This is a genomic window from Vibrio vulnificus NBRC 15645 = ATCC 27562 (assembly GCF_002224265.1).
Classification (GTDB): domain Bacteria; phylum Pseudomonadota; class Gammaproteobacteria; order Enterobacterales; family Vibrionaceae; genus Vibrio; species Vibrio vulnificus.
Map to the genome: position 1 here is coordinate 661,452 of NZ_CP012882.1, position 18,172 is coordinate 679,623.

General features: G+C 46.0%; 20 protein-coding genes. 9 read left to right on the forward strand and 11 right to left on the reverse strand.

What is annotated here, in order from left to right:
- Nucleotides 1–448 precede the first annotated feature (448 nt).
- Entirely contained in the window at nucleotides 449–1,333 is an 885-nt protein-coding gene (locus AOT11_RS18615; protein ID WP_017421461.1) for a hypothetical protein, read from the forward strand.
- Nucleotides 1,334–1,432: 99 nt separating this feature from the next.
- On the opposite strand, the gene AOT11_RS18620 is transcribed toward AOT11_RS18615, so the two are convergent.
- Nucleotides 1,433–2,269, reverse strand: coding sequence for an alpha/beta fold hydrolase (locus tag AOT11_RS18620; protein ID WP_017421462.1), 837 nt, complete (start codon nucleotides 2,267–2,269; stop codon nucleotides 1,433–1,435).
- Between the two features lie 74 nt (nucleotides 2,270–2,343).
- On the opposite strand from AOT11_RS18620, the gene AOT11_RS18625 reads away from it, so the two are divergent.
- Nucleotides 2,344–2,553, forward strand: a complete 210-nt coding sequence (locus tag AOT11_RS18625; protein WP_011152674.1) for a hypothetical protein — start codon at nucleotides 2,344–2,346, stop codon at nucleotides 2,551–2,553.
- Nucleotides 2,554–2,599: 46 nt separating this feature from the next.
- Here the strand turns inward: AOT11_RS18625 and AOT11_RS18630 are convergent, their stop codons facing one another.
- Nucleotides 2,600–3,796 carry a DEAD/DEAH box helicase gene (locus AOT11_RS18630; RefSeq protein ID WP_026050530.1) on the reverse strand — a complete coding sequence of 399 codons (1,197 nt, stop codon included), beginning with the start codon at nucleotides 3,794–3,796 and terminating at the stop codon, nucleotides 2,600–2,602.
- A gap of 81 nt (nucleotides 3,797–3,877) precedes the next feature.
- Nucleotides 3,878–5,176: an alpha/beta fold hydrolase gene (locus tag AOT11_RS18635; RefSeq protein ID WP_017421464.1), complete on the reverse strand. Its 1,299-nt coding sequence runs from the start codon at nucleotides 5,174–5,176 to the stop codon at nucleotides 3,878–3,880.
- A gap of 264 nt (nucleotides 5,177–5,440) precedes the next feature.
- On the opposite strand from AOT11_RS18635, the gene nfsB reads away from it, so the two are divergent.
- Nucleotides 5,441–6,094: an oxygen-insensitive NAD(P)H nitroreductase gene (gene nfsB / locus AOT11_RS18640; RefSeq protein ID WP_017421465.1), complete on the forward strand. Its 654-nt coding sequence runs from the start codon at nucleotides 5,441–5,443 to the stop codon at nucleotides 6,092–6,094.
- A 16-nt stretch (nucleotides 6,095–6,110) separates the two neighbouring features.
- Nucleotides 6,111–6,401: a putative quinol monooxygenase gene (locus AOT11_RS18645; RefSeq protein WP_026050531.1), complete on the forward strand. Its 291-nt coding sequence runs from the start codon at nucleotides 6,111–6,113 to the stop codon at nucleotides 6,399–6,401.
- On the opposite strand, the gene AOT11_RS18650 is transcribed toward AOT11_RS18645, so the two are convergent.
- Both AOT11_RS18650 and AOT11_RS18655 read right to left on the reverse strand, forming a co-directional pair.
- Nucleotides 6,384–7,331, reverse strand: coding sequence for a LysR family transcriptional regulator (locus AOT11_RS18650; RefSeq protein WP_017421467.1), 948 nt, complete (start codon nucleotides 7,329–7,331; stop codon nucleotides 6,384–6,386). The two genes, AOT11_RS18645 and AOT11_RS18650, sit on opposite strands and share 18 nt — an antisense overlap.
- Before the next feature lie 255 nt (nucleotides 7,332–7,586).
- On the reverse strand, nucleotides 7,587–8,021 hold the full coding sequence (locus tag AOT11_RS18655; protein ID WP_017421468.1) for an acyl-CoA thioesterase: 435 nt from the start codon (nucleotides 8,019–8,021) through the stop codon (nucleotides 7,587–7,589).
- A 194-nt stretch (nucleotides 8,022–8,215) separates the two neighbouring features.
- Between AOT11_RS18655 and AOT11_RS18660 the strand changes: the two genes are divergently transcribed.
- On the forward strand, nucleotides 8,216–8,995 hold the full coding sequence (locus tag AOT11_RS18660; RefSeq protein WP_017421469.1) for a ferredoxin--NADP reductase: 780 nt from the start codon (nucleotides 8,216–8,218) through the stop codon (nucleotides 8,993–8,995).
- Here AOT11_RS18660 and AOT11_RS18665 read toward each other — a convergent pair.
- The 6 genes from AOT11_RS18665 to AOT11_RS18690 form a co-directional block, all read right to left on the reverse strand.
- Nucleotides 8,973–9,836 carry a DMT family transporter gene (locus AOT11_RS18665; protein WP_017421470.1) on the reverse strand — a complete coding sequence of 288 codons (864 nt, stop codon included), beginning with the start codon at nucleotides 9,834–9,836 and terminating at the stop codon, nucleotides 8,973–8,975. The genes AOT11_RS18660 and AOT11_RS18665 overlap by 23 nt on opposite strands.
- Before the next feature lie 216 nt (nucleotides 9,837–10,052).
- Entirely contained in the window at nucleotides 10,053–10,700 is a 648-nt protein-coding gene (locus AOT11_RS18670) for a DUF2057 domain-containing protein (RefSeq protein WP_026050533.1), read from the reverse strand.
- Nucleotides 10,701–10,857: 157 nt separating this feature from the next.
- Entirely contained in the window at nucleotides 10,858–11,388 is a 531-nt protein-coding gene (locus AOT11_RS18675; protein ID WP_017421471.1) for a DUF2799 domain-containing protein, read from the reverse strand.
- 89 nt (nucleotides 11,389–11,477) lie between these two features.
- Nucleotides 11,478–12,374, reverse strand: a complete 897-nt coding sequence (locus tag AOT11_RS18680; RefSeq protein WP_017421472.1) for a DMT family transporter — start codon at nucleotides 12,372–12,374, stop codon at nucleotides 11,478–11,480.
- A 151-nt stretch (nucleotides 12,375–12,525) separates the two neighbouring features.
- Nucleotides 12,526–13,578, reverse strand: a complete 1,053-nt coding sequence (locus tag AOT11_RS18685; protein WP_017421473.1) for an acyltransferase family protein — start codon at nucleotides 13,576–13,578, stop codon at nucleotides 12,526–12,528.
- Between the two features lie 205 nt (nucleotides 13,579–13,783).
- Entirely contained in the window at nucleotides 13,784–14,941 is a 1,158-nt protein-coding gene (locus AOT11_RS18690; RefSeq protein ID WP_017421474.1) for a multidrug effflux MFS transporter, read from the reverse strand.
- A 95-nt stretch (nucleotides 14,942–15,036) separates the two neighbouring features.
- On the opposite strand from AOT11_RS18690, the gene AOT11_RS18695 reads away from it, so the two are divergent.
- From AOT11_RS18695 to AOT11_RS18710, 4 genes are all read left to right on the forward strand, one after another.
- On the forward strand, nucleotides 15,037–15,816 hold the full coding sequence (locus AOT11_RS18695) for an AraC family transcriptional regulator (RefSeq protein ID WP_017421475.1): 780 nt from the start codon (nucleotides 15,037–15,039) through the stop codon (nucleotides 15,814–15,816).
- 279 nt (nucleotides 15,817–16,095) lie between these two features.
- Nucleotides 16,096–16,422 carry a hypothetical protein gene (locus AOT11_RS18700; RefSeq protein ID WP_017421476.1) on the forward strand — a complete coding sequence of 109 codons (327 nt, stop codon included), beginning with the start codon at nucleotides 16,096–16,098 and terminating at the stop codon, nucleotides 16,420–16,422.
- Nucleotides 16,423–16,545: 123 nt separating this feature from the next.
- Nucleotides 16,546–16,893 carry a GlpM family protein gene (locus AOT11_RS18705; protein WP_026050534.1) on the forward strand — a complete coding sequence of 116 codons (348 nt, stop codon included), beginning with the start codon at nucleotides 16,546–16,548 and terminating at the stop codon, nucleotides 16,891–16,893.
- 280 nt (nucleotides 16,894–17,173) lie between these two features.
- A complete protein-coding gene (locus tag AOT11_RS18710; protein WP_011152659.1) occupies nucleotides 17,174–18,160 on the forward strand; it encodes a cytochrome-c peroxidase in 987 nt (328 codons plus the stop codon).
- Nucleotides 18,161–18,172 lie beyond the last annotated feature (12 nt).

An 18,172-nucleotide genomic window follows, 5' to 3' on the forward strand; every position in this document is an offset into this window, starting at 1 on the left:
ACGAAAAGTCAAACTGTCTCGTCATTGCAACCTTTGAGAGTTGCGTAATATTTATTGAGTAAAAACGTATATTTATCTTTCCATACAGTTCAGATTCGTGGTCAGGCTATGGCTGCGATGCAATCAGTTACCGTTTGATATTTCCTATGTGTTTCTGTAGTAACGCTTTGATTTTTAATGCCTAAATATTTAGTATGGCGTTCAGCAATAAGATGAAAGTCAAATTATTGGTGAAGAAAACAGCAGAGACTGGATCAGAATCCAGACATTTGATATGGTCTCTCACCAAATCTAAATTCATAAATTGTTACAACTGCCCAGCATCGTTTTAAACGAGATTCGGTTGTATCGTATTGATATTAGAGCTTTTGTTCTGTTTCTTCCTCTGGCTAAACCAATAAGAAACAGTGTCAGGTGAATGACTGTTGGATGAGTTGTAGACAGAGCGATGAAAAACGGAGCTGAGCGGGTCAACGTAGCGGTTTCTGATCAAGAAATCGAAAAAATGAACATGCTACTAAAAAGCATCGATACCGACATGGCCGTATCGATGTCCTATGTTAGGCGTGCTCAAGGGGTCTCATTTGAACAACTGGAAAGTCGCTTTTCCGGTATCAATGGCTCCACGCTCAAGCGCTACATGCAGCAAAGTTACCCATCAATGCGGCCCATTCACGTCGTCGCGGCACTGACGTGGGTGATGATGGTCCCCATGACGACGTTTTATTATGGCCTGAAAATGAAAGAACAGTATCGTGGCATGGACGACAAAGCCATCGAAGCGTTGCTGTGTATCGGCCGTTTGCCCAGTGATCAGTTCAACCTCTACTTAGAGTTGGTGGCGAATTTAATGGACGAAGCCACACGGCAAGAGTTCCTCGCCTTTAGAGCGGATCTTGAATCACAATACTCGTTATTGGCCAACTATAATGACTTATTACCCCCGCCTGTCTTAGATATTCACGCCTTTGCCATTGATTACTACCGCTCGGTTGCCATCACCGTAAAACGTTTTCGAGAGGAGTACAATATTCCGATCGAAACCATTTCCCGAGTGCTTGGGTTGTCGGAATATCAGTATCATATTCTAGAAGATGTAAACAAAATTCGTGATTTCCCCGTTGCTATCGGCTTTCGAGTTAAGCTCGGTTTCCACTTAAGCTCTCACGTTAACTTTACCAGCGAAATGCGTCAGTTCCCTGAGTTCCATCAACTGCGCCAAGTGCAGCACGTTCGCGATATGCTGATTGTCGAGGCCATGAGCAAGCTGCGTGGAGCCAAGAAAAAGAGCGCCATCGAAATATTGAGTCATTTATCAAAAGTGTACATATAGAACTGTGATCTGTATCGACTGAGTGAAAATAACCAACTCAAATTACACAGTGACTTGAGTTGATTATAAATCACTGAGAATTGAAAATAACCACTGTAATTAGATTAAATTGGCCAGAGTTCTCTTTAAGGAAATTGCCGAAGCGGCTTGTGCGATCATAATAGCTGCGACTGTTTCGGGATGTTGTAAGTGAACAAGGTGGTCCGCATTTTTGATTACCACAAAATGGCTATTTTTAAGTGCGGATGCAAATTCATAAGCGACCTCTTTAGTGACGTAGGGATCATATTCACCCACACAAATTGTGCAGGGGATATTGATGTTTTTAACATTAGTTGGGGTGTGAACTAATAGCCTGACGGAGTTTTCAAAAAATACGTCGATGCGTTCTTGGTGCATTTTAGATATTTCTCGTTCGGTGGCGCGAATAATCGCCTTGTTACGTGGAATATCCGGATGTTGAATGGTCAGAGAATGCGTAAAACTCTGCGCAAAATGGTTCGGGCTGTGCATTGCGGCGGCGATCATCTGTTTGGTGGCGAGGCGCCCTGAAGAGGGGATGCCGGGGACGCCGCCACAGATAGAAAGGCTCAGCACATTTGGCCAAATATCGACAAGCTCCACAGCCACAGCGGTGGCATACGAAAAGCCCATGACATGGGCTCGATTCACACCAAGATGGTCGAGTAACTCTTTGAGCATCAAGGCTTGCTGGCGAATCGATATAGTGGAATCCAGCGGAGTGGTACGACCGGTTCCTGGGACTTCAATGGTGAAAACATTTAAGTGGCGAGCAAACGCAAGGGAAAATTGCTGCACGCTTTCAATGTCTTGCAAAGCGCCAAGCAAGAATACGGCAAATTGGTCACTTTCTTGATGGCGGTAGGCCGCGTAGCGATAGTGATTGCCGTTCAGGACTATTTTATGGATATCCATAGTGTTCTCCTTTTATTAAAGAAGTACACAATATAAATGATGATAAAAATGAGAAGTTTGGGTTAGGTGCTACAATGAAAAACGAAGAATTGGAACAATATCTTTCTCAGGCTGAACAGCCAGTGAAAGATTTTATGGCTGAAGTGCTGGAAACGCTTGGAAAAAAAATAACGAAAGAAGAAGAACCCTTAATTAAGCTCCAGTATTTTGGTGCCAACATAGAAATTAAATTGACCTCATTTGAAGGCGTTTACGAATTAGAGCGCTCACACTTTAATATGTGACTCGTCAATAAAAAAGCCAGCTTTTGCTGGCTTTTTTACATTTAAACTATTCAGGCTGGTTATTTCTTTTGTGTTTTGGCACGTAATTTAATATAGAAATTGGCACAGCTTTCTTCGGTGTAAAACCTTCCACTTCTCGGCGCTCAAGCAAGTGTCCTAGACGACTCTCAATCATGCATAGGTTTTTGAAGTTGTCCTTTGAAACCAATGAAATCGCTTCACCCTTGGCATTGGCACGACCCGTACGGCCAATTCGGTGGACATATTCATCGGCAGGGAAAGGTAAGTCGTAGTTCACCACGCGTGGAAGTGCTTCAATATCGATACCACGAGCAGCCACACCCGTTGACACCAAGTATTTGATTTTTCCTGCTTTAAAATCTTCCAGAAGTTGCTCTCGCACCGCTTGGCTGCGGCCACTGTGAAACGCTTCGGCAACGATGCCTCGCTTTTCTAACTGAGAGACCAGCTTGGCAGCACCATGTTTGGTCTCAATAAAAATTAAGGTTTGATCCCACTGATTTTCTTTGATCAAGTGACTGAGCAAGGCCGATTTTTGGTCTTTGTCTACGGTGATGATCCACTGCTCAATGTTGGATTTAGACGCTTGCTTCGCGGCAATGCTGATCTCGAACGGATTGTGAATGGCGCTTTTGGCCAGATCACGCACTTTATTCGAGAGGGTGGCAGAGAACAGCAAATGCTGAATGTTTTCAGGCAAGCGATCGAGGATCTTATTGATGTCATCAATAAAGCCCATATCGAGCATGCGATCGGCTTCATCAAGCACTAACATCTCGATTTCTTCGAAATAGACGGCGCGTTGACCGTACATATCCAGCAGTCGTCCTGGCGTGGCGACAAGAATATCTAAACCTTCAATTAAGGCTTGTTTTTGCGCTTTTTCGTCAACGCCACCAAACATGGCCAACGAGCGAAGCGCTAGGTTTTGTCCATACTGCTTAATTTTTTCGTCGACTTGGATCGCCAGCTCGCGTGTTGGAACCAAAATAAGAGCGCGAATACGCTTTTTCTTTTGTGTTTGACCATGACGCAATTTCTCAAGCATTGGCAGAACAAAACTGGCGGTTTTACCTGTCCCCGTTTGCGCCGCCGCAATCAAATCTTGGCCTTCAAGAATGACAGGAATGGCTTGGGTTTGAATGCGAGTGGGTTTTGGGTAGCCAAGTGTATCAATGGCGTCAGTGAGCGACGCACACAAGCCGAGTTGAGTAAAGGACATAGTTAATCTCAAACGAATAAAGGTAGCTAGAATGCAAAGGGCTGCATTCTAGCATAGTACAAGTCAAAACGCTGTTTACAATCAATGCTGATTCGCCAAGGTTTGTTCACCCATGGCGATCAGCACATCAAGAATACGTTCTCCATCCGCACGCAGGCCGTTGTGTTCATATTCGTTGGTGATCCAGGCTTTGGCGCTGGGTATTAAGGCCAACGTTTCACGGCTAAAATCCATTTCAACAAACATATCGTCCGCATAGACCGCACAACTCACAGGGACGCGGTTTTGCGCCAGTTGCTCTGCGTCATAGAGTGGCGTCCAATCCACTTTTGTCGCTAACAATTCAGCCGCTTGTTTGAGAGGCTGTAGGGTCGAATATTGTTCAAACATCCAAGGAAACACCATTTCGCCAGTGAAATAAAACGCTTTGCCTTTTTGATAATTAAACGCTTCAAATGATTGGCGCACACGATGCGCACTCCATTGAGAGGCAAAACCTTGGCAATAAATGGATTCGTGCAATAGGGCGTAAATCGGGTTGGTGTGGAAAGATTGCTGCTGCAGCATTTGATGCAAAAATTCGTAGCGCAGTACAGTTTGACCATTGATCTCGATAAAGGCGTTTTCCAACAAGTAATAGGTTGAAAGGAAGGTGTCACTCATGCCGAAATGAATGCCAAGTTGTTGAAACTGTTCAACTGTAAAACGCTGTCCGTTTGGCAGATACTCGTCGTTTTCCAGCAGATGATCCGCAATGCGTTGGCATAGTGCTTGCGCTTGGGGAAATTGCGCGAAAAAGGCTTGGTTTTTGTCCATCGTACGCTTGAACGTCGCCTGATAAACCTCATCGGGATGACGAGAGATTGAAGGCACACCGCCGGTGATATAACTTTGCAGCAAGCTATCTGGATACAAGGAAAGATAGGTCAGAGAGCAGAACCCGCCAAAACTCTGGCCGAGAATTGCCCATTTATCGACGCCAAACTGCAGGCGAATAAACTCCGCATCACGCACGATATTGTCAGCGCGAAACAGGCTGAGGTAGTCAGCTTGCTGCTCAGGCGTGAGATGAGCCAAAGTCTGGTGGCTGATGACGCTGCTGTTTCCTGTTCCACGTTGATCCAGCAACAAAACGCGGTATTGCTGCAGTGCTCGTTTTATCCAGCCACTATTGCCCATCGGTCTCCCCGCAGGAAAACCAGGGCCGCCCTGAAAATAGACCAGCCAAGGTTTGTTTGTTGTATTGTCGCCATGTTGATTCACTTCTCGCGCGAAGATCTCAATGGTGCCTTTGGATGGGTCATCATAATCAAGCGGAACGGTAAAAAAATGAGGGACAAATTTTAATCCTTGATGGACGTAATGAGGGAGCGAGGGCATGGTTTCTTTCCTTGTAGAGTTTCCTGACTGACAACAGCCATAGTGGCGGGAGTATAACGGAAATCGCTGCCCAGTTTAATCGTGCTCGATGCCTGATGTGTGCCAGCTTTGACTTGCTTACGGAGTCCGTGGCTTGATGTATTTTCAAAAAAAATTTGAAAAAGAATTCACTGCTTGATGGTTTTTCACTGTGCTTCAAACGCTTACAGTACTTACAACAACACAGAGTTCTAACCTATTACCGCCATTTTATCGGAGAAAGATATGACTATTGTTCAAGCTGCCCAATCCCGCTATTCCACGAAAGCCTTTGATGCTTCGCGCAAATTGCCTGAAGAAAAAGTCGCGGCAGTGAAAGAGTTAATCCGCATGAGTGCGTCCAGTGTCAACTCGCAACCTTGGCATTTCATTGTCGCGAGCAGTGAAGAAGGAAAAGCGCGCATCGCGAAAGCAACACAAGGTGGTTTTGCTTTTAATGAGCGCAAGATTTTGGATGCCTCTCACGTAGTGGTGTTTTGCGCCAAAACATCGATTGATGAAGCGTATTTACTCGACCTTTTGCAGAGCGAAGATAAAGATGGCCGCTTTGCCGATGTCGAAGCAAAAAATGGTATGCATGCTGGCCGCTCATTTTTCGTCAACATGCATCGCTTTGACTTGAAAGACGCGCATCACTGGATGGAAAAGCAAGTTTACCTCAATGTCGGGACGCTGCTATTGGGGGCCTCTGCGATGGAGATCGACGCAGTGCCAATTGAAGGCTTCGATGCCAAGGTGCTTGATGAAGAGTTTGGTCTGCGTGAGAAGGGCTTTACCAGCGTGGTGATTGTGCCGCTGGGTTACCATAGCGAAGACGATTTTAATGCTAAGCTGCCAAAATCACGTTGGCCAGCAGAGACCGTTTTTACCGAAATCTAACGACAGGTAACGCATGATGATCCATTTAATTGCTGAAATAAAAGCGCATGCGGATCGCGTTGACGAGGTACGCAGCTTGCTGCAATCGCTCTTGGAGCCGACGCGTCAAGAACAAGGCTGTTGCCAGTATGAGCTGTTTGCGGACAACCAAATTGAGGGGCTGTTTTTAATGCAGGAAATTTGGTGCTCACAGCAGAGCCTAGATAGACACATCGCCAGTGAGCATTTTCAACGGTTTAAAGACCGTATTGAAGAGGAAGAATTACTGGAATACTTGCACCTTCGTCCATTAACCTTCGTCGCCTGAATAGTCGCAGAGTTCAATGGCTGCCAGTACTGCCTTGCGCTGCTGGCAGCATTTTTGTTGAACGAATTCCTGAAACTGTCGCATTAACGGTGTGAGTGCTCGGCGATCCGTGCACATCATGTAAATCGGCACCGACCCGCCGTCCCATTCGGGTAAAATGCGAATCAATTTTCCTTCCAAAATATCTTGGCTCACGTCCATCAGCGATTTGTTGGCGACCCCTTTGCCTTTTAATGCTTGTCGATGGACGACTTCACTGTCATTGGTGGTCGGGTTGCCGCTGACCAGAACATGTTCACTTTGCCCTTCGAAATGCAATGTCCATTTGTTGTAAATCGCCCCTGACACCATATAGCACAGGCAGTTGTGTTGTAGTAAATCGCTCGGATGCGAGATAGGGGGCTGGCTGGCTAAATAGTCGGGCGAGGCGCACAAAATACGCTCATTGGAACGACAAAGTGGAATGGCAACCAGATTGGAGTCTGCAGGTTCTCCATAGCGAATCGCCAGATCGACAGGTTTGGAGTACATATCGGTCAGGCTATCGGAGAGGTCGAGTTTGATGGTCACTCGAGGGTGCTGTTCGATGAACTCGTCAATCCACTCCAGCAGCATATTACGACCAAAATCCGAAGGTGCTGTGATGTAGAGTTGCCCGGCCAACTCGCCTCGCGCGCTGTTGATTTCGTCTAGGCCGTCTTGGAGCAAACTCAATGCCGCGGTGGTTTTTTGCAGAAACAACGCGCCGTCGCTGGTTAAGCGCAAGCTTCGGGTTGAACGAACAAACAAGGGAAAACCGACTTGCTCTTCTAATCTTTTGATGGCGGCACTGACCGCAGCCGGAGTGAGATCAAGACTATTGGCGGCCTGCGAGAAGCTACCTTGTCGAGCGGTTTCCACAAAAATATTGAGATCGTTGAGCGCTTTCATACATCGAAGTGAACGGCGAATAATGGGGTACGACTATAGCGTATTGATAAAAAAAATGCCTCATCCAATCGAGAAGAGGCATACAAAAGAAGAGAGCATCATTGCCCGCCGTTCAAGCGTGGCTGCTGTTTGCTGCCACTCTATTGGGGCCGCGGGCGTTAATGCGTTTTCGTCATCAAAACGGCTGGGTAACAAACCGCTTGCCAATAAGTGTAGCGAAACCATCGATGGTTTGTCTGTAAGTCATTGTAAGCGCTATGCCTTTTTAGCTTCGATACTGAAAATGGCATCGCGCAACACGGCGGGTAGCTGTGCTTTGCTTTGATTTTTAAAATCGAACATGACGACGGTTGCACTGCCTGTGGTGGTGACTTTACCCATCTTTTTGCTGACGACTTGATACTCCATGGTGAAGCGGTCTTCCCCTACCTCACTGACGCGAGAACCGATCAATAGCGTATCCGGAAACGTCACCGGAATACGATATCGGCACTGGGTTTCGCTGAGTACAGGGCCAATCTGATTGCGTTTGATTTCATCCATTAGGTTGATTTTATTAAAGTATTCAATCCGTGCTGTTTCGAAATAGCGAAAATACACCACGTTATTGATGTGTTGTAGGGCATCCATTTCACCCCAAGCGACGTTGATTTCGGTAACAACCGGAAAATCTTGCAGTAGTAATTCCATATCGTTGTGATTCCGTGACCTTGATAGCTGTTTTGAGTCTTTATTCTAAATTTTATTAATAGAGTGTGTAATGATGTATTTAACGTTTTGTAAATAAAATGATTAAAAATTGTTGTTTGTTGTGGTGTTTCCACTTTACTTAAAGAGATGTGGCGGTTACTTTTTGCATAACCGTGTCAGAGTGAGAGGTAGATATGGCTGAACTTAAAATCGCTGAACATCGAGATTTTGCTAAGGCCGTGATAGAAAAGCGCACCGATTGGACGGGGGAGCTTTTTAGCCTACGTGTTACTGGCACACATTTGGATTTCAAAGCAGGTCAATTTACCAAGCTGGCTTTACTGGATGAACAAGGCCAAATGGTGAGCCGTGCTTATTCTCTGGTGAATGCCCCTTCGGTGCTGAATGATTGGTTGGAGTTTTTGATCGTCTCTCACCCACAAGGAAAGCTCACACCGAAATTGCAATCGCTCAAAACAGGGGATGAGATTTATGTGGGCAAAAGCGCTCATGGTGATCTCACTTCTGACATCATTCCCAAAACCACCGAAGATCTCTGGCTTTTTGCCACAGGGACTGGCATTGGCCCTTTCCTTTCACTCCTCGATGACATTACCCATCAGCCTCGTTGTGATCGCATCATATTGGTTCATTGCGTACGATATGAAAAAGATCTTGTCTATCGCTATCTGATTGAACAGTTGAAAGAGCTGTATGGTGGCCGTTTAGTTTACGTGCCCATTGTGTCGAGAGAGCAAGTACCGAACACGCTACATGGTCGAATTCCGGCATTGCTCTCTTCTGGGATACTGTTCCATCACCTTGGCATGGAGATGTGTGCCAAAACCAGTTTTGCCATGTTGTGTGGTAATCCGGAAATGATTAAAGACACCTCTGCGGCGCTGCAAAACTTGGGTTTGGAAAAATACCGTCGTCAAACCGGGGGAAATATCATTTTTGAGCGTTACTGGTAAAAATCAGTGCAATGCCGCCAAGCACGAGGGCGCTGGCGACAGTGCTCACGATAGTCAGCGGCTCATTTAACCAAATCACCCCTGCAGCCATCGCAATCACTGGCACCGAGAGTTGTGCAATGGACGCTTGCAGCACCGATAACGACTTCACCGCCATGTACCACACCACATAACCAATCCCAGACGCCAACACGCCAGAAAACAAAGCCCAAACAATGCCATTGATGGATACGGATGAGACATTCAGTAGCCAAAAACCACACAGCAGTGCCAGTAAGGATGCAAAGCTAAAGCCTTGAGCGATGGCTTGTGTGGGCGATTGTGCCTGTTTGCCCAATAAGGTAAAAATCGCCCAGCAAACCCCGGCTATCGCCATCATGAATGCGTCCATCGCATCGGGTGTTTGCGCAGAAGGTGACATTAAAACGATAAACCCGCTGATGGATAGGGCGACGCCGCCCCACTCCAATTTAGAAGGGCGATGGCCAGAAAACAGGTGGAAGGCGATGAGGCTAAATTGCACCACCGCAAACAGAATTAATGCGCCAGTACCGGTAGTGAGCCCGACGTAAGCATAGGAAAAGGCAACGGCGTAACCAAACAACGCGACACCAGCCAGCACACTTGCTCGGCTTAAAAAGGCTGATTTGCTCAACAGTTGGCGCATTTGACTCGCTTGAGTGAACGATAAGATAACCAGTAAAGTGACCGCGCCTGACAACAAGCGAATGAAAGTAAAGCTACCCGGATCAATGCTTTGTTCTGCCAGCGCTAAACGACAAAAAACCGAGTTTGCGGCAAACGCGATCATCGCGATGGCCGTTAGTGGGAATGCAGACATCGTTTTCTCATTTTGGTGTTTTTTCTATTTTAGTTTGAATAAGACCGATGTGTTGCTGCAGAGATTTCACTAAAGAGGAAATAAAAACGCTGCCTGAAGGGGTTGGCTAAAAGGGATCGCGAGAGAGGGTAGAGAGATTGACGATGGATGGCAAGGCAAGGTTAGGTGACAAGAGGAGGTGATGAACACCTCCTAATTGCTTAAGCCACATTACGATTATTGATTGATGTAGGCTTTGAAGCGAGCTTTGGTGGCGTCATCGGCTTTTTCATACCAGAAGTGCAGCATCTCTTCTGCGGTGTTATCTCCCGCCTTCACTTTGGCTTCAACGCCGGCCACCGGCTCGGTCTTGATTGTTGCCACTGACACCGCTGTACCGATTGCCGCGATGCCGCCAGTTTGGTTGTAATCTGCTGCTTCACGGGCGTAGTCTCGGCCAATCTGCATGCCGGATTTCACCAGTTTGTCTTCAGATTTGGTCACAGCTGCGCCTTGTTCATCAACCAACTGCCACTGCATTTGTTTGATTTCCTGCTCTGCTACACGGTGATCTCGATACTTTGGCAGTTCGAAGTTGAGGTCGGTATCGGTGGCGGAAAATTTTGCGATGATCACGTTACTCTCGACGCCAATACGATCATTACCTTGGCTGAAGTAGGGCTCGTATTGAAAGACGATTTGGTTTTCACCATTTGGCAATTCAATGGTTTTTGAAGAGGCAAATAGGCTGCCAGAGAGCTTGGCTTTCTGCCCGTTGGCGACAAACAGAGTGACGTCATCCGGTACATGTAGGGTAACAGCGGCAGTTGCCATACCGCTGATACTCATTGCTAAAAGGCATGTTAACGGTTTGATGATATTCATATTTATTATTCCAGACTACGAGAGGTTGCTTCTGCTTGAGATTGCCCAGTTCAACGAGGCATTGCAACGCTTGTATGTAAGAAGTTTGAAAAATTCATCAAACTTTCATCTCATGCAGCACAATCAACCGAATGTTTCGCGCTCGAGCCCGTCATGCTCAAAACGAAAACTTCAGATTGTAAGAACGTGTTGGCACAATCAATGATGTACGTTCACGAATGAGCTCTTTACGTCGACTTTCCAGTGTTTTTCTCTGCTGTTTGTTCTCGTTGTCGTTTTTGAGTATGCGCAGTTGTGTATCAATATCGCTGATTTCTTTGTTGATCTCATTGAGTCGTTTTTGAACCAGATAATCTTGATAACCTTTCTGATAGTTTTCGAGAAAACGTTCGTTGTTGCAAACACCGTAGTATTCGCGGCCTTGCTTACCGACGCGGTAGCCGTTATCTGCTGAGCAGTAGAGTACGGTGCCTTGCTCAAAGCCACGCTGCCACATCTCTTGATCTGGGTAAACACCGGCGTCACGACAATCTTTCACATAATCGCTGATCACCGTGGGATTGACGCCATTTTGCCCATCTAAATAGCCAATTTGTTGCCAGTTAGCGCTACGGCATTCTTCAGGACTCATGGAAGAACAAGCGGAGAGAATCATAGGGATGAGTAAAAGGAGTAGTGTTTTTTTCATGACAGCGGTAACTAGAATCAAGGAACAGGAGGCTCGATTCTAATTAAACGCTGTTTTATTTCAATGAATCATGACAAAACCATACAAAACTATAATTGTTTTGCTTGCGGAGATGAAAGTGCGGAGCGTAGTGAAAAGCCCGTCACCATCATGGTGCCACTCAAAACCAAAACCGTACCCGCTAAGGTATTGATACCAATAGGTTCATTGAGGATTAAATATCCCCAGAGGATGCCAAATACCGGGATCAAAAAAGTGACAGACAAAGCAGACGCTGGGCCAATTTCACTGATGAGACGGAAGTACATCAAGTAAGCGACACCCGTGCACAAAATGCCGAGCGCAAAGACTGAGAGCCACTCAATCGAGGTTGGCATCGCATTCATCGGCACAAAAGGCAGCAAGGGCAACACAATCAGCACGGCAGCCCACATACTGCCATGTGCATTGGCGAAGGCAGGCACTTGTGGCGCTCCTTTGGTGTAGTTTGTTGCTATGCCGTAGCAACATGCGGCCATGACGCCAGCAGTGATAGGCAGTGCGGCTTGCTGACCAAGATTGATGGCATCCCAACCCACGAGCACCACCACCCCAGTCACCCCTAACATCAAGCCGATCACTCCTTTGGTGGAAATGGGGGTTTTATGCCAGAAAAACCCAATCACAGTGCCCCAAATCGCCGCGGTTGAGTTGAGTACCGCCAGCGTAGAGGCATTCAAGGTTTGCGCCGCGTAGGCAAAACAAAGAAAAGGCAACGCCGTATTGAACAGGCCAATGATAAAAAAGTGTTTTGGATGACTGAGCAAAGCACGAATGTGTTTGCGCAGGTAGAGGGACACCAGCAGTAAACTGATGGCCGCAAACAACACACGAAGCTCAATGAGATACGCAGGACCAAAACTGTGAGCTGCGATGCGCATAAATAGGAATGAACTTCCCCAAATAGCGGCAAGGCAGACGAGACGAAGAAAGCTAGCAGCAGACATAAGTGTATTTTCTTTGTGTTGATATTGTGGTTTTTGTGTAAACGAGAGAAGTATACGTGAATGGAATAAATAAGCTAGCGAGGGAGAAAGGCCACTTCACAGAAGAAGAGAATCAACCTCTGTGAAGTGTATGGAATGATGGTGGATGAGTTTAGTAACCAATAATGTATTTTGTTTTTATTCTTGGCTTTAACAGTTTTTTTAGCATTACAGCTGAGCAAGTACTAATCGTGATCACCAAAGCAAACGTAATGAAATAGTAAATGGGATTATACGAAGATTGCTCGCCATAGAAAGGCAATCTTTTTAAGGTTGTGATAACCCAAGGATGAATGAAGAATATTGCAAAACTTGTATTAGCGATGGTGTTCATGATTTTATTGTTAAATACATATATGTTAGTTAGGTAATAAACAGACAAACAAAGGAAGAATTTTTGGATAAACATAAAATCAATGCCATTAAATTCAAACATTTCCTTTGTATAGTTCCCTTGATGACCTGTGTAAGATTGATAAACGGCAATCAATAGTGCCAATAGAGTAAAAATAAAAGCTTTTGTTTTCGAACGGTCTTCTTGCGGATTACCGTGTAATGAAACATAAATACCCAATAGATATATTGGTGTGAAGTAAATAAACATCTGTATTGGATTAATGTTTTCATAGGATCGATGAACCACAATGGACAATATTGACAATAGAGCGATTGTTATGATCTGCTGGTTTCTGGCCGCATGAATAAACTTTACATGTAGTGGAGAGCAAAGGAAGAGTAAGATAGCGCAAGGAATATACCAATAAGCCGTAATCATTCTGCCGGTTAAGTAGTATTTTAAAATGGTGACGGGATCAGAATCACCTGCGTTGAAAAATGCAATATTGCCGTAATCTGCGGTAGAACTAAAATATCCTCCTTTCATTGCATACAACATGAATATTGCCATGGTGGACAAAAATAAATAAGGTGTAACAACTTTACTAAACTTAGAGCTTATAAATTTTGAGTAACTAAAGCTCTTGTAAAAAACATGATGAAACATATATCCAGATATGAAAACCAGCAAGGCAGTACAACCGCTGAGAATGTTCTTAAAAACACTCGTATAAAATGGCGTATTTTCTAATCCATAAGCGTATACATGAACCATAACTACCATTAAAATGGCGATGGCTCTAAAGTTGTGTATTGATTGAATGAACATAACCTATCTCGTTTTTATTTGTCTGTAGACATATTAATTGTTAGATATGTATGTAGTTCATGCTTGATGATGTTTTTTTTATCCTTGTCGATTTGATCTTGTAATGTTATCGAGGAGATGAAAGTTTTCTATTCAATAAGAAAGCTAGCGCTTTTGATGATTTTTTCATGCTTTGCGCTAGCTTGAGTATTATTTTCTGATGTTTTTACTCATTATTATTCATGGCGACTGATCTGCCAGTGCGGCGTCCAGACAGATGCATGACGCAAAGTATGAGTAAACTACAACCCACGAGTACGATGCCTAAGTGCTGTACGCGAGCGGCGAGCGCAAGGCCAAATCCAATCAACAGATAGTACATTAGCCCAAATAGTGCTCCAGCACTGCCGGCATGCTCTCGGTAGTGAAGCAAAGCCCCACTAAGAACATTCGGAATGGCGATGCCAAAGGCCATGACGACACTCATCATTGGCAGCAAGAACCCAATTGAATTCAAACAGAGAAACACTCCAAGTGAACCAAGCACGAACAATGTGGCAGCAAAGCGCAGCAATGTGGTTTGAGACACTTTTCTTGCGAGCAGGCGCTTATTGATATAGCTGGCACAAAACGTTGCGAGCCCCAGCACAATGCCGCTGTAACCAAACTCACGAGCGCTATAGCCCAGTTGAACAAACGCAAATCCGCCGAGTTGGTAATAGGCAAACAACGCGATGTTATACAGTGCAACCAGTAGGGCGGCGGCCCAAATCTCGCGGTCTTTGACCATTTTTGTTGCCAGCGGCAACAGTGCGGTCGAAGTTCGCTGTTGTTGAGTTTCAGGAAGTCGCGCTGAGGCAAGTGTGAACACGGCCATCGCTGCGACAAACAGGGCGATAAACACTGAGCGATAGCCCCCCAAGGAGACGAGTTGTCCGCCAAGCAGCATGCCCAACACCGGACTAATCGCGATGCCTAATCCCATCAGAGAGAAAACTTTGGCAAGCTCCTCACCTTGAAAGGCGTCTCTCAGCATGGTTTGGGTGACAATGGATCCAACCGCAATGCCAAAAGCACTAAGGATTCTTGCGATCATTAACACAGCAAAACTGTCGGTCACGATGGCCAATAGTGATGCGCCAGCGTAGAGAGTCAGCCCAAGTAGCATGGTTGGTCGGCGTCCCCATCGATCGCATAAAATGCCCCAACACACCACACCAAAGGCAAAAGCCGCAAAATAAACAGACAGGGTTTGCGCGGCAATGTGCTCAGGCACGGCAAAAGAGACAGAGATGGCGGTGAGCGCCGGGCTATAAATGGTTTCTACAACCTGTGGCAGCATCAGCAGTAACACCATGAGCCAAAGTGAAGGCGTTTGTTTCATAAGTTGCTCTCAAAAATAACTTGGTGCCTAGTGTAGTGAGAGACTAATATTTCCAGTTAACAACATTAAAACGAAAAATATCAATATTCGGACATATGGCCATTATAAATCATCAAACTGTATTCAATGCTGATCGACTTCCTGGTCGAGTGATTGGAATTGCCGCAGACGTTGGACAGCACGACTCTGGCATGCACCAACACCAAAAAGGTCAGTTGCTTTATGCGCCAAGAGGTTGCATGAGCTTCGCCTTAGAAGGGGCAATCTGCATCTTACCGCCCACCAAAGCAGTGTGGATCCCTCCTAGGGTGGCACATCAAGCGGTGATGACCAATGTGGTGGCCTATCGTTCGCTCTACTTTGATTGCTCTGAGATAAATAGCCCAGACAAGGTAACGGTGATTGAGGTCAATGAACTGCTGCGCGCGTTGATTGAACGAATGGCTTTTTGGCCTTGGGACAAAAATGAACAAGAGATGACGCACACGCTAGCGCTGTTTTGGGAAGAGTTCTTTGCTGCGCAGCAACACGATTATCGTCTGCCATTGCCCACCGATCGCCGGCTAAAGAAATGGAGTCAGCAACTGGTAAAAAATGATTTCTTAGCGCCCAGTTGTGGCGAGTTGGCGAAGCAAGTGGGCGCCAGCAGCAAAACCATTACCCGTTTGTTTAAACAAGATACAGGCATGTCGTACCAAGAATGGCGGCAACAATGGCGGGTGTTGAAAGCGATTGAATTATTATCTACACCGTTACCCGTGAGCGAAGTGGCGCACCAACTGGCTTTTTCCTCAGACAGCGCGTTTATCGCATTTTTCAAAAAGCAAACGGGGCAGACCCCGCTGGCGTTTGTGATGCAAAAATCGCATGCATAACGCGTGATGCGTTGTTATACCCAAGTAACCTCGAGAGGCGAGTGTCAGCGAGAGTTAACGGGTCATCCAGCGCGCCAGTGTCAGTGTGGCAGTGATCGATCCAGTAAACATCGGCAAGAAGGAGCAAATTTGCATGACAACGCGAGAGCGGGTTTGTTGAGCTGTATCGGAAATCATTGACGGTGCGGCGTTGTCTGATAAATAACTGTGTTATGGTGGAAAAATAACCGAAAAGCTCTGTTGCTGTTCAATCCTTTCAACGCCCATGGAGGATTCGTTATGCCCATTCAATTAAGACGACCTTCTACTCGTCGTATGGTCCTGATTGTTGCGCTGGCTCTGCTCATCGTGCTCAAAGTTAACCTCTATTCGTCACAGCCTGTGGTGCATTGGGGGCAGGTGTCGGAAACGGCAATCGGCTATGACGACGAATTTACTCAGCCGCATACTTTGGTCAATGTCATCTTGCAAAATGGCGATACTCTTCAAATGGAAGTGCCGCGCAAGGGGCAAGTCTTGGTGGGGGATAGGGTTGAGATTGTCGAACATCCCCGATGGCTAAGAAAGCCGTTGTTAACCTTTCGCGTTCATCTCGACGAGGCTTGAAGCCCTAAGACGCTCGATTTTTCAAAGATTCTCATTTGGCGAGAATTTTGCGTTTCTCTTGCTGGTTTCTTGCGCTTGATCTTTTACGATTTGACCAATCAAGATCAAAAAGGGAAGGCATCGGTGATCAGTTTGTTTCTAAAATCTTTGTTGGGCGCGGCGGCTGTGGTCATTATTGCGCTGTTGTCGAAAAGCAAAAATTTCTATATTGCGGGGTTAGTCCCCCTCTTTCCGACCTTTGCTCTGATTGCGCACTTCATTGTAGGCAGTGAAAGAAGCATGGAAGACTTGCGCCAAACCGCGCTATTTGGTCTTTGGTCTTTGTTGCCTTATGCCGCCTATCTTGCTGCTGTTTACTATTTTAGTTACCGCTTTAGTCTGGTTACAACACTTTCTGCAGCGACGGTGATTTGGTTGATGGCGGCTTCGCTATTGATCGTCGCTTGGACCAAAGTGATGATTTCGGTTTGATGTGAATTTGCTCAATTGTGGAATTGATTTGCATCAACAAAGACGTCGATTGCATTCTTTATAAAAATGTAAATAAATAGTAAATCGACGCGCGCGATGAAAGATTGCACAAGCTTTGTACAGATTACGCACTTTTAACATCGATTTTTGTCATAAAAACCATCGTTTTTTTGCGTTATCACCGCAAAATCGTTTGCTTTAAGTTACTTGCCAAAGCGCATCGGTCAAGAAATGCGCAGCTCTAGTGAGGTTGGAATAACTCTCGAGAAAGGAAGTAACGATGAAAAAAATCATTGCAGTGAGTCTCTTATCTGTCGTGTCATTTGCAACCTTGGCAGAACGACAGGCGCAAGAACCGATCAAAGTGATTGATCCGGTTGTTGGGTTGGACGCGAAGAAAGTTGAATTGGGAAAAACCTTATGGTTTGAGCCTCGATTATCAGCCTCTAACACCATTTCGTGTAACTCATGTCATAACGTGGCCAAGGGTGGGGTGGATAACCTACCAAGCTCCATTGGACATAAATGGGCGATTGGACCGATCAATTCACCCACGGTGTTTAACTCGGATCTCAACTTCGTGCAGTTCTGGAATGGTCGCGCCAAAGATCTTCAAGAGCAGGCCGCAGGGCCGATTGAGAATCCGCTAGAGATGGCATTTACCCATCAATTGGCGATCGACACCTTAAAATCGATTCCTCAGTACCGCACTTGGTTCAAACAAGCGTATGGGGTGGAAGAGTTCACCTTAGAGCAAGTTACGGACGCCATCGCGACCTTTGAGAAAACGCTTCGTACCCCCAATGCACCGTTTGACTTGTGGTTAAGAGGGGAAGACAGCGCGCTCACCACGGCCCAAGTGGAAGGTTACGAGCTGTTCAAAGCGAAGGGGTGTACGGCGTGTCATAGCGGCCCTTTAGCCGGAGGGCAGATGTACCAAAAAATGGGGTTAGTGAAGCCTTTTGAAACCGCTAACCCAGATGTAGGGCGCAAGGCGATTACTGGCAAAGAGTTCGATGAGTTTGTCTTTAAGGTGCCGACATTGCGTAATATTGAGCTCACCTACCCCTACTTCCACGACGGCTCTGTGTGGGATCTTCAAGAGGCGGTAGAAGTGATGGCAGACATTCAGTTGGGGCAAAAACTGACCAAAGATGAGTCTGGCAAAATCACCGAGTTTCTCAAATCTCTGACGGGTGAGCAGCCGCAAATCGTCTTGCCGCATTTACCACCGTCTACGATTGAAACGGCTCGGCCACAAATCTAACCGATCTTCAAA